Source organism: Paenibacillus cucumis (ex Kampfer et al. 2016), assembly GCF_019748695.1.
Taxonomy (GTDB): domain Bacteria; phylum Bacillota; class Bacilli; order Paenibacillales; family Paenibacillaceae; genus Paenibacillus; species Paenibacillus polysaccharolyticus.
Map to the genome: position 1 here is coordinate 123,716 of NZ_JACLIC010000046.1, position 22,743 is coordinate 146,458.

The following is a 22,743-nucleotide window of genomic DNA, read 5'->3' on the forward strand; positions in this document are numbered from 1 at the left end:
ATGCAAGACAAATACGGATGCCCCGCCTCATATCAGTCCTGTTCCCAATCTTTGGCCCGATGGGCATGCTTGGCCTTGCGTGTTTTTACCGGTTTGCTTGAAGCTGTCCTTTTGCGCGAAGCCACCTCCTCCTTGCGCCGCTGATACTGCATTTCTTTCTGCATCTTGAGGAAGTTATTCAGCCTCTTCTCATCCAACTCACCGTTTGCAATGGCCTCTTTAACTGCACAGCCCTCTTCCTTCGTATGACTGCAATCCATAAATCTGCACGCGCCAGACAGCTCTTCAATCTCTCCAAATGCCTGTGAAAGACCTTCTTCTCCTTCGTCCCAGAGATGAAGTTCACGCATGCCCGGCGTATCGATCAAGACAGCTCCCTGTGGTAATACAAACATCTCCCGATGTGTCGTTGTATGTCTGCCACGGCTGTCCCCTTCACGCACGGATTGCGTAATCTGAACATCCTTGCCCATCATCCAGTTGACCAGTGTGGACTTACCACTTCCGGAGGAGCCAGTGAGCGCTACAGTTGCACCTGGTTTCAGATAAGTTTCCAGCATTTCCTTCCCTTGTCCTTCGATTGCCGAAATCGCCAGTACCTCCACGCCTGGTGCAATCCCCTCCACTTCACGGATTCGTCCCTGTACATCATCACACAGATCACTTTTACTCAGGACGATAACCGGTCTTACTCCCCCGTTCCAAGCCATTAACACATATCTTTCAAGTCTTCTGAGGTTAAAATCATGATTAAGCGCCGCAACGATCAGAAGGGAGTCTACGTTCGCTGCAATCAATTGTTCTTTCGTTACCGGGCCAGCGGCTTGCCTGGATACACGACTCTGACGTGGCAATACATGATGAATAATCACTTCCTCGCCCTGTTCTCCTGCCACAGCTACCCAATCGCCAACAGCAGGTGCAAGTACTGTCTCCAAGTTGTCATGACGGAGTTTTCCTGACACTTTGCCCCAACATTCTCCATCCGCTGTGATCAGACGCTGCATATGTCCATGATCTGCAATAATTCGGGCAGGCCGTTTGGATTCCAAGCCTAACTGTTCCTCAGACCATCGTTTCTCCCATGCCGCAGACCAGCCATAATTTTCAATGCCCTTATTTTCCATACGTTGATTTAAAATAAAAATTCCTCCCAGATTGTTTATGATTCAGTTGAAGTGTGTTTAAATTCATTTTTTTCACGATACCATCCTGCATCTCCGATTACAGATCCAAACAAAAAAACCACGAGGTTGTTCACACCCGCGGCAATCCATAGTTATACGAATATGAGGTTGCCTCCACAGCATGTTGAATAACGGTCATCCTGTACTCCGTCCGTTATCCCAGCCCTGGAACTCCCCATATCAGTACACAAAAAAGCCACGTGTACGTCACCCGTGACTTTGTATGAAGGTCTTATCATCGCTCGCCAAAGTTGGATACTTCTATCCAGCTATAGCAAAATCGATGTACCTTGATCCGTTCCGGAGACGCTGTTCCTATTCAACTCCACGTATACTGCCGTTAGATTTGTCATGAACATCGCCTCCCTTGTAGAATATGCCATCATGTTACACAGTCTGTTGTGCATTTGTCAAGCCCATTGTTTTTTGTAGCTATTCTCTCTTTATTTCACTTGATCCCATCTCGTCCACATTTCTCGAGGGTTTAGTTCATACACTCCGTCTTCGCGGTACATGAACTGATGCATGATAAACTCCCGGCGAAGGGTTGCAAAATCCTCATGATATTCCTGAATAAACGAGTTGATTTCTTTCTCGCTGTACTTGCGTCCAGACTCTAATTGTTCAACCAGATATTCAAGCACAACCAGCTTTTTCTTGTACTGCGCAGGAATTTGGCGAAGCCGGCCATCCTTGGAAAAAAAGTTTCTCATGATAGACGCTTTCAGTGTTTCGTTCACATCTGTCATATCAGACTGCTCCTTTCTTTTGAAAATAAAATCAACTGAAGCCTGGGCATGTTCGCGAATGAACGAAGGGTTCAGGGTAAAATAAACCGTATTTTTCTCCCGTCGCTCTTGAATAAGCGCAGCTTCTCTCAGCTTGGCAGCATGATGAGTCACCGTCGGCTGAGACAAGTTAAGGCGCTCCGCCAGCGCTTGACCATGCAGTTCTCCTTCGGAAAGCAGCAAAAGCATCCGAAGGCGAGTAGGATCAGCCAAGGCTTTGTGATAGGCCACAATTTTCTCAAGCTGCATCAACATACACCTCACATTTAATTAGATGAGTATCTAATTTGATACTAGTCTTTATTTATCTGGAAGTCAATTCAATTTATTTTTTGATTTTTCATCACATTGTGTTGCCTCGCAGAACTGGCATTGAAGTGTTATTTACGGTAGGATTATATTGCTTGTAATGAAGGAGGATTAAGAACATGGAAGATGTCATTATCATTGGCGGAGGCCCATGCGGTCTGTCCGCTGCCATTGAATGCGAGCGGGTAGGATTGTCCGCTGTCATTATTGAGAAACACAATATCGTACAATCCATCTATCTCTACCCAACTCACATGCAATTTTTCAGTACGGCGGAGTTGCTGGAGATCGGGAACGTGCCGTTCAGTTCGGCCAATGACAAGCCGTTTCGTTATGAAGCACTTGCCTATTATCGCAAAGTAGCCGAACATTTCGGCCTGCGTATTCATAATTATGAGGAAGCCCGTGAGATCCAGCGTAAGGAAGACGGCACCTTCGAGGTACATACGGTTAATCGGCGTGGAGAAACCATCGTACATCAAGGGCGGCATGTCGTTGTGGCTACCGGCTATTTCGATCACCCGAATTACCTCGGCATTCCAGGTGAAGACAAGGATAAAGTCACGCATTACTTCCGCGAGGCACACCCATATACCAATACACGCGTGGCTATCATTGGTGGAAGTAACTCAGCGGTTGACGCCGCCATGGAGCTTGTCCGTGTTGGCGCTCATATTGATATGGTATACCGCGGTACAGGTCTGTCCGAGCATATTAAACCTTGGGTTCGCCCGTTATTTGAAAGTATGGTACAGAAAAACCGCATTACGCTTCATCTTGGTTCCCGTGTCAATGAAATCCTGGATGATTCCATTCGAATTGTGCATACAGATGGTTCGGAAACCGAGCTTGAGAATGACTTCGTGCTCGCCATGACCGGCTTTCGACCTGACCGCCAATTGCTTGCTTCCATTGGAGCAGAGATGTCTGAGGATATGGATAAGCCACTGTACGATCCACAAACGATGGAAAGTAGTGTACCAGGCGTTTATGTGGGCGGTGTTATCGCTTCTGGGCGCAATGCCAATGAAGTATTCATTGAGTCAGGCCGCTGGCATGGACGGTACATTGCTGAGCATATCATTAGCAAAACAGAACATACCATTGACAATTCAGAACATCGTGGCAACAAAAATCATGCTCAGTCTGAGGAGCAATGAAATCCATGGATATGACCTCTCTCCTGTTGCTCGTGTTCGCAGCGCTTGGCATCATCAGCAGTAACACACCTGTAACTGTAGCGATGGTATTCCTGTTACTGCTTCGTGTACTCAATGTCAATCAAGCCTTTCCCTGGCTTGAAAAATACGGGCTCACACTGGGTATTATTATTCTGACAATCGGTGTCATGGCTCCTCTCGCCAGCGGTAAAATGAGCTTGCAGACCATAGGTGAATCGTTTCTGCACTGGAAGTCACTTCTCGCCATTGGCGTTGGTTTGCTTGTGGCTTATCTGGGCGGTCGCGGCGCATCGCTGATGAGCACACAGCCAACAGTTGTGGCAGGCCTCTTGATCGGTACAGTTCTTGGCGTTGCCTTGTTCAAAGGTGTACCTGTCGGGCCTTTGATTGCAGCGGGCATCCTGTCCCTGCTTTTAGGTAAATCCTGAACCGTACGGTACGGTAATCGTGTATGCTTTTGCAAACTGGCTGTATTTCCCACCGCTCTGTGCTATACTTCTATTCATGCAAACCGATACATGAATTTTGCAACAGGGAATGGGCATCTTTCTCACCTTGTCAGATGAACTCATTCAGCACTTCACGACGTTTATCGTCCTCAGGAGGATTCAGGAACCATGTCACGTCCCTTTGTTACCGAAGCCGTGATGGTGGCTATTTACGGTCAATTGCTTGCGCCGCCGGCGCCTGTGGAATATATCGTTCCTTACACCACCATCCTTGAACTATATGAATTTCAGAGCAGTGCTGACCCCATGATGGATAATGCTACAGATGATCAGCATGTTAAAACCAAGATCAATGAATTAATCTCCTACTTTGAAGAGCCGTTAAATAAGAAAAAGATTGAGCGCGCCCTGGCGGTACCATGGGCAAAAAGCCCCGCCATTCTATTTGGTGATCAAGCCTCCATTACGATTGTTAACGCCATGGATACCGCTCAATATGGAGAATATTTTGATCCGATAGAGACAGAACTGATTCTTACTTCTCAGCGTCTGGGGATTCCAATCCTGACCGATCAAGTGGAGTTAATCGCCCGTATCATTGAGTCCGAATCACCTGTGCAGGTGTTTGATATCGATGATTTCGATTTTGCAATGGATGATGAGCCGCTGGATCAGGTATAATCCCGAGAACACATATACGAAAAAATGCAAAAGACCTCAACTTTCACTGTATAGTGGCAGTCGAGGTCTTTTTCGAGTTCATGTACTTTTAGTGGCACGTATTACTTTAAGCCAGACTGTTCCAGTAGCGTTTGGCTAATACTGTTCATCGGCGGCAGTGCATTCGGCTCAAAAAACTTTAATCCCGCATCGCTGTTTACTCGCGCTTCCACAAGATGATCAAGAATAATTCGCGCCTTAAACAAGGCGATAACATAATACTCCTCATCCCCGTTCGCATGCACTTGCCGCAATTCCGGTCCAGAGTATAATGATTCAAAGCTCATCGACTCCGTTGTCCAACCGGTTTCTTCCCAAAGTTCACGAAGTGCTGCCCCTTCAATCGTCTCTCCAGGACGCATCTCTCCAACAGGTATTCGCCAATGCCCTTGTTCGGCATGCTGGATGAGCAGTAGCTCACCTTGATCATTCGCAGCCATTATGGCTGCTTTGACTACAATATTTGCACGTTTCGCAATATATTGCCCAATATCCCGTGTCGGTAGATCCACTCCTCATCCCTCCTTTTTAAAAAAAGACGGTGCTCGCGTTCCATTTATGGACTAATGTTTTATTACACTTCGGTATAACGATATTCAATATCCTGACCATCCTCTACAACATCTACATGCAACTGATGCCCTTTCAGATACCAGTAATCGTGATCTTCCATAAAAAATTGAATGCCGGAAACTTCCGTTTGATCCGCAGGATGTCTCGGTTTTTCAACGGCAATTCCCAAAGAAAATCCCGGATGAAGACCACCGCCAGAGCTGTAACGAGCAAAAAAGCGAATGCTGTCTCCTTCATTCAAGTTCAATTCTTCTTTGTACCAGCGGGCAGCTTGGTCGGATACATGTATGGTACTCATATGATGTCAGCTCCTTTTGTATATATATGTTACATCATATCGCTAGAGCGGCTTGAACACAAACCCTGCAAATCATACACAGGCATACGATCTTGTGAAAAATGTTTGACAGATTGTAAAAACGGGTGGTAAGATGCAAACATACGAGGTCTACATTGCATTTATTTCCATTAACAAGAAAGGGTGATTACGGTGTTTAACACACATAAGTTGGTTCACATTCACACACAATTAAATACCGGAGTATCCCCGAAATCACTTTTCCGTTCATAAGACAGCGCTTCAGGTGTCTCTTGTTTATCAGACCCCTGTCAAGCTCGCTCACAATACCTTATGTACGGCGGCGGCTCTGCTCTTGGAGTCATGCTGCCGTATGAAGATATAAGACATACCGCCTGCGTGCGGTGTGTCTTTTTTTGTGGGCTTTTTATTGGATTGAACTGCGCTTGAATGAGCCTTACCAAGCTTTAGCTGTCATTTTGAACGAAACTTTGCACTTCTTGCACATCGAAAGGAAGGGATAACACTTGTTCTCTGTACTTAAAAACCTGGCCTGGTTCTTCAGGCTGGAACGCAAAAGATACCTGGTTGGTGTCATTTTGCTCATTCTTGTGGGGATTGCTGAATTGCTGCCTCCGCGCCTTCTGGGGAACGCCATCGACGAGATCGTACGCGGCTCTATCACAAGCACCTCATTAACGTTTTACATCGCACTTATTCTTGGGACGGTCATCATTATCTATCTGATTACGTACATATGGATGCACAAATTATTCGGCGGAGCCAATCTCGTAGAACGGTTGCTACGCTCCCGCTTCATGGATCACTTGCTGCGAATGACACCACCCTTTTTCGAAAAAAACAGAACCGGAGATCTCATGGCTCGCGCCACCAATGACCTTCGTTCTATTGCTACAACCGCAGGTTTCGGTATGCTCACGTTAACAGACTCCACAGCATTTCTCTTAACTGTACTGTTCGCCATGGGGTTCCTCGTCAGCTGGAAGCTGACCTTGGCTGCAATTCTGCCCCTGCCTTTTATCGCCATCGCTATGATGATCTATGGTAAAGCAGTGCATCAACGTTATACGTTGGCACAGGATGCCTTTGGTGATATGAACGATCAGGTGTTAGAGTCCATTGCAGGCATCCGTGTTGTACGCGCGTACGTTCAGGAACGTCTGGACGAGAAACGATTTGCTGATGTCACGGAAGATGTATATCGCAAAAACTTAGCGGTTGCCCGGATGGATGCCTTATTTGAACCAACCATTCGACTATTCGTAGGTCTGAGTTACGTCATTGCACTGGCCTACGGCATTTATCTTGTATTCCACAATGAAATCACCCTGGGAGACCTCGTATCGTTCAACATGTACCTGGGGATGATGATCTGGCCGATGTTTGCCATCGGTGAATTAATTAACCTCATGCAACGAGGTAGTGCTTCTCTGGATCGGGTGAACGAAACATTATCCGTAGAGCCTGCTGTTCAGGACAAAGAACATCCTGTTCATATTACGCAGCCGGATGAGATCGTCATGAAAGATGTGACATTCCGCTATCCAACCTCTACCGTGGATAACCTCAGTCATATCAATGTTACTATTCAACGCGGACAGACACTTGGCGTGGTAGGACGCACGGGAAGTGGTAAATCCACCCTGCTCAAACAATTGCTGCACGAATACCCTGCTGGATCAGGTACGCTCAGCATTTCAGGACATTCCATCGAGGATATTGCGAAGGATGATCTGCACAGCTGGATCGGATACGTACCACAGGAACAAGTATTGTTCTCCAAATCCGTTCGTCAGAACATTCAATTCGGTAAGCCAAACGCGTCTGATGATGTCATTATGGAAGCGATTCGTACCGCTGCTTTTGACGGCGATCTCGGAACGTTGTCTGACGGTCTCGATACACTTGTAGGTGAAAAAGGTATCGCTTTGTCTGGTGGACAGAAACAACGGGTATCTCTGGCTAGGGCTTTTATCGCTGATCCGGATATCCTTATTCTTGACGATGCCCTGTCTGCTGTTGACGCTCGCACAGAAGCTAAAATCATTGAAAATATTCGCAACAAACGCGCTGGCAAAACAACACTGATCTCGACACATCGCTTGTCAGCTATCGAACACGCAGATCGGATCATCGTGCTGGAGCACGGTAAAATTACGGAAGAAGGCACTCATCAGGAACTACTCGCCAAGAATGGCTGGTACCGTGAACAATATGAACGGCAACAGGTCGAGTCCAATCTGTCCACGTAGGAGGTAACTCATTTGAAGTCCAATACAGGTAAAAGGTTGCTGGATTACGCCTTGAAAGCCAAAGGCACATTCATCGCTGCCTTAATCATGCTGACGATTGGAGTTGCGGCTGAACTCGCCGGACCCTTTATCGCCAAATCCATGATTGATAATCACCTGCTCGCCATTGAGCAGCCATTTTATGAGACGGCAGCTTCGGAAGACGCCGCCGTTTATCAAGGGAAAAATTATAAACGTGAAGGTTTGTTTGCACCAGACGAAACCAAAGGAGCCGAGGTACGCGTACTGCAAGCCGGCAAAAGCTTTTATTTCGTCGGCGAGCCGGTCAATGCTCCTGACGGCGATCGTTCCTATGCGAACGGAACCTTAACCATAACTCGTGCAGGTGAAGTTACTGGGCAATACGCGGCTGTGCCGCTGTCTGCCGGTGAACTATTTGCCTTTTACAAACCCGAGATGCCAAGCATCTATCAATTAATTGTGTATTATCTGATCTTCCTTGTCATTTCGGTTATTATGGAGTTTGGTAAAACCTTCTGGCTGCAATCCTCTGCCAACAAGGTCATTCAACGGCTGCGGAACGATGTGTATGCGCACATTCAGCGGTTGCCCGTGAACTTTTTTGATAACCTGCCCGCAGGTAAGGTCGTTTCTCGGGTCACTAATGATACCGAAGCCGTAAAAGATCTGTTTGTGGCGGTACTGTCCAACTTTTTCTCAGGCATTATTATGATAACAGGAGTTTATATCGCTCTCTTCCTGCTCGATGTACGTCTGGGTTTGATTTCACTATTCGTTGTACCGATGCTCATTGCATGGATTGTGCTCTATCGCAAATTCGCCACCCGATACAATACAATCATTCGCTCGCGACTGAGTGAGATTAATGCAATCATTAACGAGTCCATTCAGGGCATGTCCATCATTCGTGTGTTCCGTCGCCAGAAGCAAACTCGCCAGGAATTCGAAGAACTGAATGAAGACTATATGAAACATCAGAACAAAATGCTCAATCTGAATGCCTTTACCTCTCATAACCTGGTGAATGTGTTGCGGAATATCGCCTTTGCCGTAGTTCTGTGGTACTTTGGAGCAGGTGCGATCACAGGTACAAGTATTATTTCACTGGGTGTACTGTATGCCTTTGTTGATGTTCTCGGGCGGTTGTTCCAGCCGATCATCGGTATGGTGAACCAGCTTGCGAACCTTGACTCCTCTCTTGTCTCTGCCGGCCGTGTATTTGAGCTGATGGATGAAAAAGGAGAACCCGTTACAGACGGCTCGATGCCGAGGTACAAAGGTAATGTCGTCTTTGACGATGTGTCGTTCGCTTATAAAAAAGATTATGTGCTGAACAATATCTCGTTCAAAGCATCACAAGGCCAGACGGTGGCCTTGGTCGGTCACACCGGTTCCGGTAAAAGTTCGATCATTAACTTGCTGTTCCGGTTCTATGATCCGCAAAAAGGCAAAATCACGATTGACGGACAGAACGTTAAGGAATTGCCGAAGCAGTGGATTCGGGAACATATGGGGATCGTACTGCAAGACCCTTATCTCTTCACAGGCACGATTGCTTCCAATGTCAGTCTGGGTGATGAAAAGATCTCCCGGGCACGCATTGAAAAGGCACTGCGTGATGTAGGTGCAGAACGTATTCTGGCGCATCTGCCGCAAGGCTTTGACGAGCCGGTAGTTGAGAAAGGGAGCACACTGTCTGCCGGACAGCGGCAGTTGATTTCTTTTGCACGCGCACTCGCCTTCGATCCCGCGATCCTGATTCTGGACGAAGCCACCGCCAACATTGATACAGAGACGGAAGCTTTGATCCAGAACGCGCTGGAAGTCCTCAAAAAAGGACGTACTACTTTCATCATCGCCCATCGTCTGTCAACCATTCGCTCTGCAGATCAGATTCTCGTGCTGCATCGCGGAAAAATTGTAGAGCAAGGGGCGCATGATGAGTTGATGGAGCTGAAAGGCCGGTACTATCAGATGTATCAATTGCAACAAGGGGCTCAAGGCGAAGCCATCGCCGATGGCTCGACTCGTTCAGCTGATGCTTTTAGTACATCTTCGCCATCACTCGCCGGAGGAAATGTGTAACTTTCTTCTCTTTCGCTATCATTTAGCAGAACATATTTCGTCAACAAGGACATCCGGCCAGCATTAAAACAACACATAAAACCCGTTCTATACAGTAGCCTTCAGGTTACTGACAGAACGGGTTTTATTATTGCTCTACGACAATATCTTCACCTTATAATAAAAGACCGTCTCTTCACTTTTAAGTTCGCCCTCTAAGTCCAGCCTCTAACTGTATATCCCATATACATAATTATTTCTCGGACAAGGAACGGGATTTGCGTACTCCAGCTGTGATACGCGGTCGTTTGTGTAGGAGATGGTACGGCGTCCATGCCAAGTTCGGCTGCCATTTTCATGGAACGTTTCATATGCAGAGGGTCGCTGACAATAGTGTAGGTACGATAACCTTCCCTCTTACCTATTTCCAGCGCATATATAAGATTCTCTTGGGTGATTACCGACTTGTCCTCCACCTGAATGTGCTCCGGTTTCACGCCTTGCGTAAGAGCATACTGGCGTCCGACCAAAGCTTCAGCAGGAATACCTTCTTGACTGGAGCCCCCAGTAAAAATGAGGTTACGAACTGTGCCTGCTCTATATAACCTTATGGCTTGTTCAATTCGTTCACGGAATACCGGCGAGGGAATATCTCCTTGCACCGCTGCACCCAACACAATCGCTGCATCAGATGTTCTTGGTGAGCTTTCATGCATATACGAGAGAATACTTGCGGCTGTGACCACTGCCCAGATGAGAATAAATAAGAGCAACGATGCCAACCCCATAACTACACTCCGTTTTGTGATACCTTTACAGCTACGTTTTGATTGAATGTTTGTCACTCATAATTCCTCATCTGGCCCACGTTCCTGAAATCTCGCCGCATGCATTCGTTCCAGAGCAACCCATGCTGCCGCAGACTCATCCTTTAGTCCCAATGCTGCCATCCAGGCACCTATATATTGCTGGAGTACGAGCTCCAGTTCCTGTGCACGTTCTTTAAAATCTTGCAATTCCTTAATCATACGTGTCCGACCTTCCGGACTGAAGGTTTCATGAATGCGCTCTTTGAAATAATGATGCACAATCCGATTTCGTTGCTGCCATAATTCATTCAGACTGCTTATTTCTTCTTCGGAAAACGTAAAATGATGCCGTGCTTCATGAATAAGTTGCCCCAGTGAACTACTCATCTTCCGCTCGTACAGCTCCTCTAGTTCCTCCTCAGTTACCACCTTGCCTTGTGACATTTTAGTTAACAAAATAAGATTAACCAGTTGCTGTTCCAGCGCCTGTCCATAATATACGGCCAAGCCGTAATAGGCAAACAATTCCTTGGAGTGTTCGCTGTCCAGCATGAAATCATTCTGGAAATCCGTGTTATGCATATGCGAGCGCTCCTTTCTATCCGTGCACCTTGGCTGTTTATTATGTCTCTATCGTAACGAAACTGCAAACAACATTCAAGTTGCCGGAAAAGCCAGCGCATAACTTCGGATTCCCTCCTGTTTTCGTAATCTGAACTTAGATCACATCTGCTCGGGAGCGCGTACGCCCAATAAAGACAAGTTGTACGCCAGACGTTTCGCGGTGTGCTCGGCCAGTTTCACCCGAAAAGCCTTGACACCTGACGGTGCATCCGCAATTCGTTCAGCATGATAAAACCGATTAAAGGCTTGAGCAACGTCTATCGTGTATTTAGCAATCACGGATGGTTCGTTGCGAAGCACTGCTTTTTCCAGATAAGCCGGATAGTCACTCAGCAATTTCAGCAACACCCAAGAGGTATCGCCGACAATTGCTACAGGAGGGTTATTCATCTGATCCGTGTCCGAATCCATTTCCTGTTCATCACGTGACACATTAGCGGCTTTGGCAAGCACACTTTGAATTCGTGCATGAGTATATTGCACATAAGGGCCAGTCTCTCCTTCAAAACTTACCGCATCCTCCAGCGAAAAATCAATGTTATTCATGCGATTGTTGCGCAGATCACCAAAGATAATCGCCCCTACACCAACGGCTTCGGCTACCTGCTCAGCCTGCTCCAGATTCGGATTTTTTTCCTGAATAATTTGCAAGGCACGAGCGACAGCTTCATCCAGTACTTCCTGTAAAAAAACAACCTTCCCCCGGCGTGTGGACATCTTCCGCCCCTCGAAACGCATTAGACCAAACGGAATATGCTCACAATGATCTGCCCAGTCATACTCCATCTTTGACAATACCGTAAATACTTGACGGAAGTGAAGGCTCTGCTCTCCACCAACGACGTACAACAACTTATCTGCCTGCATCACATCATGACGATAGATTGCTGTTGCCAAATCCCGGGTTGGGTAGATCGTCGTTCCATCTTTTTTAATGATCAGACATGGTGGCATATTCTCTTCATCCAGCCGAACAACGAGCGCACCGTCACTTTCCTCCAGCAGTCCTTTGCCTCGAAGTTCCTCCACAACGGCACCCATCTTGTCATTATAAAAGCTCTCACCGAGCGTACGGTCAAAATCCACATTCAAGCGTTCATACATCCGGTTAAACTCCTGCATACTCACGTTTACGAAGAAAGTCCATAGACGCTTCGCTTCTTCATCCCCCTGCTCCAGCTTACGGAACCATTCCCGTGCTTCGGTCTCTAGAGAAGGATCTTTCTCTGCTTCATCATGAAAACGAACATATAGTTCAAGAGAATTACGAATTGGATCTGCTTGTAACATCTCTTCGTTTCCCCACCGCTTATATGCCGTGATTTGCTTGCCAAACTGCGTCCCCCAGTCCCCTAGGTGATTCACACTTATCGAGGTATAACCCGCTTCGTTATATAAACGATACAACGCTGCACCAATGACAGTGGAACGCAAATGCCCAATGCCAAAAGGTTTCGCGATGTTAGGTGAGGACATATCAATGACAACACGCGCTCCTTGCCCGAGCTGCAGTTTACCAAATGTCTCGCTACCCACTTCTTCGAGCAATTGGGGCGCCAAGACATTCCGGTCAAAACGAATGTTCACATAAGGACCTGCTGCTGTAGCATCCATACCCTCGGTCTGTAATGCAACGGCAATTTCTCCAGCAATAACGACCGGTGCCTTTCTTAGCGACTTGGCTAACGTAAAACAGGGAAATGCAGCATCCCCCATCTCCTCCTGCGGCGGGACTTCCAATAATCTCAATACTTCTTCTGGTGTGAGCCCGGTTAACGGGGCAATCTGAGTTGCAGCCTGCTTCAATAACACATCTAACACTCCTTCTCTGCATGATATATGCCTTAAAATAAACGCAAAAAAGCTCTCGTCTCTTCAAATAAGAGACGAGAGCTGTGTTTACAGTTCCCGCGGTACCACTCTAAGTGAACGGTAACCTGTATTACAGCATGCTGCAAGAAGGTGTAACCGATCCGCTCGGTGCAAATAACGGTTGCATGCCGGATTACCCTCAAATCCATATACAACGAACTCCAAATGGAGCCTATACATGGCTTCGGATAACCATCTCACGGGTGCGCTTCACACAGTTCATCACATACCGGCTTACACCTGTCCCGGCTCGCTGTCATGGCCTGAATCTGGGCTACTCTCCCGATCACGGATATTGCTGTTTCGATCATTTCAGATCATTATACATATCCTGGTATGGATTAGCAACCCTGTTATTTTAAATTGATTACATAGATAGTTTAAGCAACTGCGACCATTAAACGGCAAGCTTCGGCACATCTACGGCAAGCTTCAGCGCAATCCTGACAATGATCATGTGCATGTTTACCACATTCCGCTGCACAGGCTTCACATGCTTTGACACACAATTCACAGATTTCACCGATGAAATCACTTCCACGTGTCATGGCTTGCGCTGCAAATGCACAGATATCAGCACATTCCCGGTTCATACGAATACAGTCACGAAGCATCGCTAAATTATATTCTTTCAGACTCGATATGTAACATACGTTGCAAGCATTCATACACTCCAGGCAAGCATCGATACATTGTTGGTATTGTTGTTGTGTCATTTAAAGTTACCTCCCAGGCAAAGTTTGCTATGCTTCTTAATACCCACCAGGGAGGAACTTTGAACCATTATCCTAGTCTTGTTTTACCGCTTCCAATTCCAGTAATTGTTCACGGATGGCAGTTTGATCAAAATGCTCCCCGATAAACACAGCTACATTCGGCACATCTCCTTGAGGTGTGATCTTCATGTAATCTGATTCACGATAGGCATACTGAAACCAGAAGCGGCTTGCGGTATCGCTAAACGAAAGGATTCCCTTTGCCCGATATACGTCACGCGGCAAGCTAGCCACAAACTGTTCGAATGCTTCGCTGTTCACAGGTTGACTGAAATAATGTGTGTATACCATAACATGTTCATGTGATGTATGTGGCTTGACAGAATGCTCGCCATGGTCGCTTGAATGGTTGCTGTCACGTTGATCTGTGTGATCATGTCCATGATTGCATCCATGAGTACGGCAAGCATCTGTATGCACATGAGTCTCTCCTGCATTTTTCGATGCATCGCCTGCTATATTGGATTGATGAATGTGAACGTCGGCACCACTATGAAGCAATTGCTCCATAGACACTTCACATTTGACCGTTGGAATCACGGGGGCAAAGCCATTCCATTTATTCAAAAGCTCTTCCAAGTCCTGCAGTTGCTGTTCTTGAACTCGGTCGGTTTTATTCAAGAGCAACACCGAAGCACAACGAATTTGTTCTTGCATTAATTTAAAGGTTTTTCCTTTTTGCTCCTGATACAGGCCTGACAGATGAGCCGCATCCACTACGGTGATCAAACTTTTCAGCTCCAAACGCATATAAAGAGATGTTTCCGTCACCGCATCCAAAATTTCCATCGGATTCGCTGCGCCCGTTGCCTCAATAACAATAACATCAGGTGACTCTTCTTGAACGAGGTCTGCCAGCTGCAGCCCGAGATCTCCTCGTACAGTACAACAGATGCATCCGCCCAACATTTCTGTCATGGGCACTTCCTCATCTACGATCTGACCATCCAGATTCACTTCACCCAGTTCATTCATCACCACGGCTGGGCGCAGTTGTTGCTGTTTCCAGTGTTCTATGAGCTTTACAAGCAATGTCGTTTTACCGCTGCCCAAAAAACCGGACAAAATATATACAGGAATACTTGGTTTTTGTTCATTGATGATACTCATTATTTACACACCTTTCTGCCCATCTCTATCCTTAGTCTGACTCTATTAAGCGAGTGTACACTATCCTTCAATTGTTGTGCAATACGCCTGTTCTGTTGAAGAAAACTTCATTGCCTGATTAACATGAATAGTCTATGCTATGAGGACATGTTTATTTGAGGAGGATTTCAATGACCAATTCAGTTGAACAGCACCGTCAGGAAGCACCACAAACGGTGGCCTGTATGGTTGTTACCGTTTCGGACACACGTACCAAAGAAACCGATACGAGCGGTCAACTTATGCATGAGTTGTTGCACCAAGCTGGCTATCAGGTTGTGGAGTATATCATTACACCTGACGAGACAGAACGGATTCAGACGATTCTGCAAGACGCTGTTGTACGGGATGATATCGAAGCCGTACTGTTAAGCGGAGGTACCGGTATTGCTCCAAGAGATACTACATACGAGGCTGTATCTTCCCTTCTGGACAAAGAACTGCCCGGTTTTGGTGAAATCTTCCGTTACTTAAGTTATACCGAAGATATTGGTTCAGCAGCTATTCTCAGTCGGGCAGTTGCCGGAACTATCGGACGTACAGCTGTATTTTCAATGCCAGGCTCTCGCGGGGCCGTTAAACTTGCCATGGAACGCATTATTTTGCCTGAACTGCGCCATGTCATGCGCGAAATATATAAACCCGTCTGAATCATCAGACGGGTTTGTTTTTCCACTTGGACAGTTTGTAAGTCACTACTCTTTTTTTTGTTGCAGCACATCTTCAAATACTTGCAGGACGTCCTGTGCATACACATCCTTCTCTCCGCCGGAAGCCGTATAAACCAACGATACATGCCCTTTGCTACGAATCGTCGTTCTGCCCATTACATTCTCGAGAACGGCATTTTCTTTAGGTTCCCCATACATTTCTTCCATTCTTGCTGCACGGATTTTCGCATCACGATAAATGTGTACTTTCACGATATGTCTTGCACTACCATTCAATAAATACATATATGACATGCCACCATCAGCATCATCCTCGAACATATTGTTCATCAGCTTAATATGTTTGGCAGCAAAACCGGTTGTCATTTCTCTTGCTAACGTACCGTTTAAGCCGTGACCTTGTTGCTTGGCTCTGAAATTCCCTTCCGTTGTTGCTTCCCTTGTATAGAGCTTACGTTCCTGCTCAATAGATGAAGATGTGCAAGCTGCGAGAGATATTAGACTCAGGATTACCAAGCCACTTAACATCAAAAATCGTTTTACATTCCGCCCCATCAGGTTCGGATTTTTCTCCTTTAACAGCATGTCTATCCTTCCTTTCCATGAGTCACGGTACCTGTGACTCTCTCAGGTAGGATTAGCATGTCTAGGAGATACACATTTTATTCCAAGTTAGCATGATTCAGAGGAGACACGTACAACGGTACGCCCAACTGCACCGCCCTGTAGTATGTTCTCTATTGTATGCGGCAACTGATCTAGCGTAATCTCCTGAACCCCCAGCGCAAGTGCACGATCTGGCTTCCATTCACTGCCCAGCTTGTTCCAGATGCGCTCTCGACGTTCCATGGGACAATACACTGAATCAATACCAATCAACTGGATGCCACGCAAAATAAATGGAAAAACAGTTGATTCAAATCCGTTGCCCCCCGTTAACCCGGATACAGCAACAGCTCCACCATATTGTACCTGTTTCAAGCGCTCCGCCAGTGCTGGCCCCGCAGTTGGATCAACGATGCCCGCCCATTGCTGTTTGCCCATGGCTCCCTTGATTGGGGCATCCGCTTCTTCACGTGAAATGACTTCGGAAGCCCCCAAATTGCGAAGCAGTTCCTCTTCTTGCTGCTTTTTACCTGTGCTTGCCGTCACTTCAAAACCAAGCTTCGCAAGGATAGCTATCGCCATACTGCCAACGCCCCCCGTAGCGCCGGTAACTAGTATTTTTCCCATTTCCGGCGTTACCCCCGCTTGTAACAAGGCGTCTACCGAGAGTCCAGCAGTAAACCCTGCCGTTCCAATAGCCATCGCTTCTTTTTCACTCAGCCCTTGCGGGAGAGGCACTAACCACTCACTACGAAGACAAGCATATTCACTATATCCCCCGTAATGGGAGACCCCGGGTTCAAATCCCGTACTAATGACCCGATCCCCAGGTGCAAAACGTCCACTCACAGATTCATCTACCGTCCCGGCCATATCGATTCCAGGTACCATGGGATAATTCCGTATGACGCCTCCTTTTTCAAGAGATGCTAATCCGTCCTTATAATTCACACTGGAATAGTGTACCTGTACGGTCACATCCCCATTAGGAAGGTCTTCTTTTTTCAACTGCTCAAGTTTGGCTGTAACCCCTTTCTGATCATCCTTACGTATCACATAAGCCTGAAATTGTTCTTTCATCGGTCTCATCTCCTTATTTTCGTTCCAAAAGCAGATATAATAATGGTCCTGCAAGCGGCAGTAATCCTGCCCAGGCCCAGTTTGTTGTTCTTCCGTTCACTCTGGCATCGCGATAGATAGCATACGTAGACAGTAACGTCAGTACTATGAAATCAATCGTCATGATATGTACAAACGAGGATTGATAAAATGCGTCCACGAAGCGTTCGGAATTGCCTTCGATCAACGCATAAAGTGCCGACCCTAGTGTAAGCAACAACAGGATCAGATGGGTCAGCTTATGCGAGGCCACTCGCGAGACACCTCGTTTCGACTGTTTAACAGATGAATCCGGATCATGTACGTCTGTTGGGGATGGTGAAATCAACGCAAAATAGGGCAATAATGCAAATGCTCCAAGCCCAAAAGAAAACAAGACAAACGGCCATGCTGGCATCCGCTGCCTCTTCGATGCTGTCATTGATTTTCGAAGTAGAATACATGCATACACAGCCGGAAAAATGCCCAACCATGAGAACACCGTCAGTAGCCATGGCTCCCTGCTCTGCAATGTGAGTAATTCTTTGAATATTGGATCATTCGCGGGGGAGTTCCCCGGCGCCATAAACAGTGCATAAGCTATAAATGCAACCCATACTAGTCCAAACATATATCTCATCAGCCAGCCCTCCTCTACCTTTCATCCCCTGCTGACATCGGTTTGAAACAGTGTTGGTTTTCAATCCTGTTCAACTGTTCTTCTAAGCCCCCCCCCTAATGACGAAGTAACTTTCGAAATGTGGCGGCATTTGGCGTTTCCTGCGCTTTCCCGAGAAATAATGATAGGGTATTACTCGGGACAAACCTTGGAATAGGTGATGCAAATGCATGAGATGGCTATACCAAAGTCGCTTCACAATTATTGCTTATTCAGAGAGTGTATATCTTCCTTCAGCACACTTCTATGAAACTGCACACATGTTAATTAAAAACCATCACCGGTTCATTACATCAAAAAGGCATAAGCCAGTAATACCTACCGGTTATGCCTTCAAGATTCTAACATACAGCTATAAAATATTACTCTTCCGTTGATTTCACATGCTCAGCAATCAACTTTTGCTTCATATTCCATGCGGCCGGGCTGATGTTCACGCGGTAAATCTCCGGGTTCAGCTTCCGTTGGTACTCCGGCCAGAAAAGGTTCAACTGCTCCTTATGATACGTGCGTATTTCATCGAGCGTAGGCAGGTTATACACTTTACGTCCATTCACAAAAATCGGCTCCAGCATGTTAACTGCTTCATAACGGGTCACCGTTTTTTTCAGATAAGGATGTAGCGGGTTGAACAGCTTGAGCGGTCCTCCCTGAAGCGGCTGCTCCTCATCTGGATAGCAGATATAATCCGCGATCGCTTTGCCATGCTTCGGATCAATGATGCGGAAGACTTCTTTTTTACCCGGTGTAGACACCTTCTCGGGATTGGCCGATATTTTAAGCGTTGGCAACATTTCACCGTTAACCTCACGCTCTACCAGCTTGTAGACTCCACCCAAAGAAGGCTGATCTGATGCTGTAATCAACTGTGTACCGACACCCCATGTGTCGATCCGTGCACCTTGAGCTTTCAAGTTAAAGATCGTATTTTCATCGAGATCATTCGAAGCTACGATTTTCACATAGTCCAGTCCGGCTTCATCCAACATCTGACGGGCCTGAATCGAAAGATAGGCAAGGTCGCCGCTATCCAGACGAATAGCATTCATCTTTTTGCCTTGACTCTCCAGCCACTTGGCTGTTTTGATCGCATGAGGCACGCCGCTATTCAGCGTATCAAACGTATCCACGAGAAGCGTCACCTGATCCGGTAGCACTCTTGCATACGCATCAAATGCCTCCTGTTCCGTCATAAAGCTCTGCACCCAGGAATGTGCGTGTGTGCCTGCTGTCGGAATGCCAAACTGTTCACCAGCCAGCATATTGGATGTCGCATGGAAACCGGCTACATATGAAGCACGAGCCCCCCAAATTGCGGCATCTGCTTCTTGTGCACGGCGTGTTCCGAACTCAAGCAATGTATCTTGCTGTGCCACCTGCTTAATACGAGATGCTTTCGTTGCAATCAGTGTCTGATAATTCATGAAGTTAAGTATGGCCGTTTCCACCAACTGCGTTTCCAGAATACAGCCTTCAACCCGAATGAGCGGTTCGTCAGGAAAAACAATTGCACCCTCCTTCATGGAATGAATCGTTCCCTGGAAAGAGAACTGAAGCAATTCCTCCAGAAAGACCGGATCATAATTCTCTGGTTGTTTGGATAAAAACTTGATATCTTCCATGGTGAAACGTAGCTGGCTAATATAATTCACAATGCGCTCCAATCCGGCAAATACGGCATAACCGTTGCCAAAAGGAAGCTTACGGAAGTAGGCTTCAAATACCGCCTTCCGTTTGTGTGTACCATTCACCCAGTGCGCATACATCATGTTGATCTGATATTTATCCGTATGTAAAGCCAGGCTTGTTGTCTGCATTTGTCTCATCCTCTCTGACTTCCGCTCGTTTCTCAGATCATTCCTGAAAATACGAGCTTAAAGCTGATTACACCGCAATGTTCGGTGGCGAATCAGTCCAAAATCGTTTCACTTGCCTTAACCACCTGTGCCCCCATGCTGGAACGAAAGTGCCCAAGTGCCCATTCATGCCCTGCAGGGTTAAAACTGGCTACAGCGTCCTCATAGATCGTAATATGGAATCCTTTGTTATAGGCATCCACAGCGGTATGTAATACACATATATCTGTACATACCCCGATTAACGCAATATCCGTTATGCCTCGTTCGCGCAGCTTCAGTTCCAGGTCTGTTCCGCAGAACGCGCTATATCTCGTTTTATCCATCCACCGAATTTCATTCGCATGCTTCTCCATTACTTCGGCAAGACGACCATATAGCTGTCTTCCCTCAGTATCACGGATGTTATGAGGCGGGAAAAGTACGGTTTCCGGATGATAAGGGTCATTTTTTTCATGTAAATCTACTGCCATAATCACTTCATCTTTATTATCGAGATACGCCTTGGTAATCGCCGCTACCGTTTCCTGAATCTCTACGGCCGGCTGCCCCACAGGCAATGCTCCCGTAACAAAATCTTGTGTAAAATCAATAACAATCAATGCTTTCATCGTCCACACTCCCTTGGTTTGAATATGGTTGAATGCATCATGCAAAACTCATCTTACGTATAGATCGATAAACGCGGCACTAGTTCAGTGAATCGATACAGCTGTGCCGGACGCTGGGAGTACTGATTGGAGCTGACCAGATTGCCATCATCGTCACGCACTTCCTCGACAATCCCTTTACGGCTGCGTGTAGATGTTATTTTACGAATAAAATTAGGCTCTTCGAAATCGGGTACAACACTCTGGATGACCTGATATAATTCACTTAACGTAAAATCACGCGGCAGAAACTGTCTCGCAATCGTTGTCTCCAGCATCTGTTGCTGAATTCGTCTGTATGCATCTTCGATGATCGTTCTGTGATCAAAGGCGAGTTCCAGTTCTTCCAGTGCCTCCTGGATCGTAAACAACCCTACATCTTCCGCATCATCTGCTGCCTGCCTGTGTTCAAGCATCCATTCCTCTACAAGTGCAAAGAAGGCATGAGAGATAATCCAACCTCTGGGATCACGTCCGGGCTGACTATAAACGTTTAGATATTCGAGATGTCCGCCGTCTACACCGGTCTCCTCCATCAGTTCGCGCTTCGCCGCACCGTAAATGGACTCATTTTCTTGGCAAAATCCACCAGGCAATGCCCATCTTCCGGCAAAAGGCCAGCCCTTGCGTTTAATTAACATAACCTTCAACTCCCGAATCGGGAGGGTTTTCGTTACCGTTTTGCGCTCCCGCTTCGTCAAGGTGAACATGACGATATCTGCAGGAACCCCGTCGGGGGTACGATATTTTTTGGAACTATAATTACGTGCTTCCAGTTCATCGTTTGCTGATTCAGTGTTAACGTGTTTGTTGTTTTCGCTCATGGGCACCACCGACTATTTTTCATTTTGATAATCTCATTATGACATAATAATAATTTTTGTCAACTGTGGATTCCAGTTTCCGTCATCAGGCTCTCGATTTCGCCACACGGAACGTCGCTGTAGCCATACACCCCAGCGTTCCTGAGGAATCGCGAACCTCAGATTGGGTCGTGATGCTACGCCCAGCTTGATGCAACACGGTTGACGTTACAATTAATTCACCCTGACTCATCGGCGCCAGAAAATGTACATTAAGGTTAGTCGTGACACAACTATCCACCTCCATGGCAGCTGTCGCGACCATACCCATCGCCTGATCCATCAATGAGGTCAACACACCACCATGAATTATGCCCATCGAGTTGGTATGATTCTCTCCTGCGCTCAGCGCAATTTGGACTTCTTGTTTGTTGCCCTTGATGTACCGGCACCCGAGAAATCCCCAGAATCGGCCATCGCCGTCTTCCACCATTTTGTCCAAAATACTCATGTTTCATTTCTCCTTCTATTCCATACGTTGTTTAACTCACTCTAGATGTCTTTTTTGTTGCTTCATTCTGAGTTCATCGCTCTCTATGATGTCAAAAAAGGCGCGGACTGCGTCCGCACCCTTCCGTTCATTTAACCGCAGCTGGTCGGAGGTGAATCCGTTCCAGCTTCGACATTGACTTTCTCGGATACTGTATCCCGAATCACCGAGATGACTAGTTGAAGCAGATAATTGATGTCACTTTGACTCTGCTGGAATTCGGTTACTAGCGGAATGCTGTCCAGTTCGTTTTGCAAGTCATCAATTTCCTGTTCAATTTTGCTAACCATGGCACTGTTGTTGAAGCTTTCGAAAGCAACGATTTCTTTTTGTTTTTTCTTAATCGTTGCGATCAATTGCTGAATGCGCTCATGATCTCGGATTTTGGCTTCTGCCTGTTGAAACTGCCTTACTTCTTCGCTCGTTCCGAGCATATCTGCCAGTTCTTTGGCCTTTCCCATAATGTCGTCGCGTATGATCAAATTGCGCGTATCGTAGGTTGGCATTCCGTAATGGTTGTACTGCACTTCTTCTTCCTGCGCCACTGTGATCGCTCCATTCGTATGAGATGATATAAGATGAGACTGCGGTTAAACATCAGTGTTTGTACTAAGGCTTGGGTGGACGCTACGGGTACGGATCGTTCTTTCGATCGCTGTTATCTCCGGATTTTTTTCGCCCCCTTCTCCAAGGAGAAAATCCGGAGATAAAGGCGAACGCTTCGCTTCTACAGAATC

23 protein-coding genes and 1 other annotated feature are annotated in these 22,743 nt (G+C 46.6%); of the genes, 6 read left to right on the forward strand and 17 right to left on the reverse strand.

Annotated features, from left to right (window positions below):
• Positions 1-32 precede the first annotated feature (32 nt).
• Complete coding sequence (rsgA, locus tag H7T88_RS25710) at positions 33-1,127, reverse strand: ribosome small subunit-dependent GTPase A (RefSeq protein ID WP_221791103.1); 1,095 nt, start codon at positions 1,125-1,127, stop codon at positions 33-35.
• A gap of 503 nt (positions 1,128-1,630) precedes the next feature.
• Positions 1,631-2,224 carry a DUF2087 domain-containing protein gene (locus H7T88_RS25715; RefSeq protein WP_154958921.1) on the reverse strand — a complete coding sequence of 198 codons (594 nt, stop codon included), beginning with the start codon at positions 2,222-2,224 and terminating at the stop codon, positions 1,631-1,633.
• Between the two features lie 179 nt (positions 2,225-2,403).
• Here H7T88_RS25715 and H7T88_RS25720 point away from each other — a divergent pair, with 179 nt between their 5' ends.
• The 3 genes from H7T88_RS25720 (at position 2,404) to H7T88_RS25730 (ending at position 4,595) form a co-directional block, all read left to right on the forward strand.
• Positions 2,404-3,444 (forward strand): YpdA family putative bacillithiol disulfide reductase, encoded by a 1,041-nt coding sequence (locus H7T88_RS25720; protein ID WP_260511138.1) that lies wholly within the window; start codon positions 2,404-2,406, stop codon positions 3,442-3,444.
• A gap of 5 nt (positions 3,445-3,449) precedes the next feature.
• Positions 3,450-3,893, forward strand: a complete 444-nt coding sequence (locus tag H7T88_RS25725; protein ID WP_090921075.1) for a DUF441 domain-containing protein — start codon at positions 3,450-3,452, stop codon at positions 3,891-3,893.
• Positions 3,894-4,082: 189 nt separating this feature from the next.
• Complete coding sequence (locus H7T88_RS25730; RefSeq protein ID WP_090921076.1) at positions 4,083-4,595, forward strand: ADP-heptose synthase; 513 nt, start codon at positions 4,083-4,085, stop codon at positions 4,593-4,595.
• Positions 4,596-4,696: 101 nt separating this feature from the next.
• Here the strand turns inward: H7T88_RS25730 and H7T88_RS25735 are convergent, their stop codons facing one another.
• Both H7T88_RS25735 and H7T88_RS25740 read right to left on the reverse strand, forming a co-directional pair.
• Entirely contained in the window at positions 4,697-5,146 is a 450-nt protein-coding gene (locus H7T88_RS25735; RefSeq protein ID WP_221791105.1) for an NUDIX domain-containing protein, read from the reverse strand.
• Positions 5,147-5,208: 62 nt separating this feature from the next.
• Positions 5,209-5,505 carry a HesB/YadR/YfhF family protein gene (locus H7T88_RS25740; protein ID WP_154886324.1) on the reverse strand — a complete coding sequence of 99 codons (297 nt, stop codon included), beginning with the start codon at positions 5,503-5,505 and terminating at the stop codon, positions 5,209-5,211.
• Between the two features lie 527 nt (positions 5,506-6,032).
• On the opposite strand from H7T88_RS25740, the gene H7T88_RS25745 reads away from it, so the two are divergent.
• Both H7T88_RS25745 and H7T88_RS25750 read left to right on the forward strand, forming a co-directional pair.
• Entirely contained in the window at positions 6,033-7,778 is a 1,746-nt protein-coding gene (locus tag H7T88_RS25745; protein ID WP_221791106.1) for an ABC transporter ATP-binding protein, read from the forward strand.
• Positions 7,779-7,790: 12 nt separating this feature from the next.
• Positions 7,791-9,884: an ABC transporter ATP-binding protein gene (locus H7T88_RS25750; RefSeq protein ID WP_260511139.1), complete on the forward strand. Its 2,094-nt coding sequence runs from the start codon at positions 7,791-7,793 to the stop codon at positions 9,882-9,884.
• 194 nt (positions 9,885-10,078) lie between these two features.
• Here H7T88_RS25750 and H7T88_RS25755 read toward each other — a convergent pair whose 3' ends face one another.
• The 5 genes from H7T88_RS25755 to H7T88_RS25780 form a co-directional block, all read right to left on the reverse strand.
• Complete coding sequence (locus tag H7T88_RS25755) at positions 10,079-10,651, reverse strand: YdcF family protein (protein WP_221791108.1); 573 nt, start codon at positions 10,649-10,651, stop codon at positions 10,079-10,081.
• A 57-nt stretch (positions 10,652-10,708) separates the two neighbouring features.
• Positions 10,709-11,254: a hypothetical protein gene (locus tag H7T88_RS25760; protein WP_154958924.1), complete on the reverse strand. Its 546-nt coding sequence runs from the start codon at positions 11,252-11,254 to the stop codon at positions 10,709-10,711.
• Positions 11,255-11,395: 141 nt separating this feature from the next.
• Complete coding sequence (gene argS, locus H7T88_RS25765; RefSeq protein ID WP_221791110.1) at positions 11,396-13,108, reverse strand: arginine--tRNA ligase; 1,713 nt, start codon at positions 13,106-13,108, stop codon at positions 11,396-11,398.
• A 67-nt stretch (positions 13,109-13,175) separates the two neighbouring features.
• Positions 13,176-13,467, reverse strand: a binding site (T-box leader).
• Positions 13,468-13,548: 81 nt separating this feature from the next.
• Positions 13,549-13,884, reverse strand: coding sequence for a four-helix bundle copper-binding protein (locus H7T88_RS25775; protein WP_221791114.1), 336 nt, complete (start codon positions 13,882-13,884; stop codon positions 13,549-13,551).
• 72 nt (positions 13,885-13,956) lie between these two features.
• Positions 13,957-15,054 (reverse strand): CobW family GTP-binding protein, encoded by a 1,098-nt coding sequence (locus H7T88_RS25780; protein ID WP_154959024.1) that lies wholly within the window; start codon positions 15,052-15,054, stop codon positions 13,957-13,959.
• Positions 15,055-15,224: 170 nt separating this feature from the next.
• Between H7T88_RS25780 and H7T88_RS25785 the strand changes: the two genes are divergently transcribed.
• Positions 15,225-15,743: a MogA/MoaB family molybdenum cofactor biosynthesis protein gene (locus H7T88_RS25785; protein WP_260511140.1), complete on the forward strand. Its 519-nt coding sequence runs from the start codon at positions 15,225-15,227 to the stop codon at positions 15,741-15,743.
• Between the two features lie 45 nt (positions 15,744-15,788).
• Here the strand turns inward: H7T88_RS25785 and H7T88_RS25790 are convergent, their stop codons facing one another.
• The 8 genes from H7T88_RS25790 to H7T88_RS25825 form a co-directional block, all read right to left on the reverse strand.
• Positions 15,789-16,349, reverse strand: a complete 561-nt coding sequence (locus tag H7T88_RS25790; protein ID WP_221791116.1) for a flagellar basal-body rod protein FlgG — start codon at positions 16,347-16,349, stop codon at positions 15,789-15,791.
• A gap of 87 nt (positions 16,350-16,436) precedes the next feature.
• Positions 16,437-17,450, reverse strand: a complete 1,014-nt coding sequence (locus H7T88_RS25795; protein ID WP_221791118.1) for an oxidoreductase — start codon at positions 17,448-17,450, stop codon at positions 16,437-16,439.
• A 13-nt stretch (positions 17,451-17,463) separates the two neighbouring features.
• On the reverse strand, positions 17,464-18,108 hold the full coding sequence (locus tag H7T88_RS25800) for a hypothetical protein (RefSeq protein WP_221791120.1): 645 nt from the start codon (positions 18,106-18,108) through the stop codon (positions 17,464-17,466).
• A gap of 401 nt (positions 18,109-18,509) precedes the next feature.
• Positions 18,510-19,964: a nicotinate phosphoribosyltransferase gene (locus tag H7T88_RS25805; protein WP_221791122.1), complete on the reverse strand. Its 1,455-nt coding sequence runs from the start codon at positions 19,962-19,964 to the stop codon at positions 18,510-18,512.
• 92 nt (positions 19,965-20,056) lie between these two features.
• Positions 20,057-20,614 carry a cysteine hydrolase family protein gene (locus H7T88_RS25810; protein WP_090921100.1) on the reverse strand — a complete coding sequence of 186 codons (558 nt, stop codon included), beginning with the start codon at positions 20,612-20,614 and terminating at the stop codon, positions 20,057-20,059.
• Between the two features lie 53 nt (positions 20,615-20,667).
• Positions 20,668-21,477 (reverse strand): NUDIX hydrolase, encoded by an 810-nt coding sequence (locus tag H7T88_RS25815; protein ID WP_221791124.1) that lies wholly within the window; start codon positions 21,475-21,477, stop codon positions 20,668-20,670.
• A gap of 85 nt (positions 21,478-21,562) precedes the next feature.
• Positions 21,563-21,967 carry a PaaI family thioesterase gene (locus tag H7T88_RS25820; protein WP_221791126.1) on the reverse strand — a complete coding sequence of 135 codons (405 nt, stop codon included), beginning with the start codon at positions 21,965-21,967 and terminating at the stop codon, positions 21,563-21,565.
• 131 nt (positions 21,968-22,098) lie between these two features.
• Positions 22,099-22,512, reverse strand: a complete 414-nt coding sequence (locus tag H7T88_RS25825; RefSeq protein WP_090921137.1) for a YlbF/YmcA family competence regulator — start codon at positions 22,510-22,512, stop codon at positions 22,099-22,101.
• Positions 22,513-22,743: the final 231 nt, after the last annotated feature.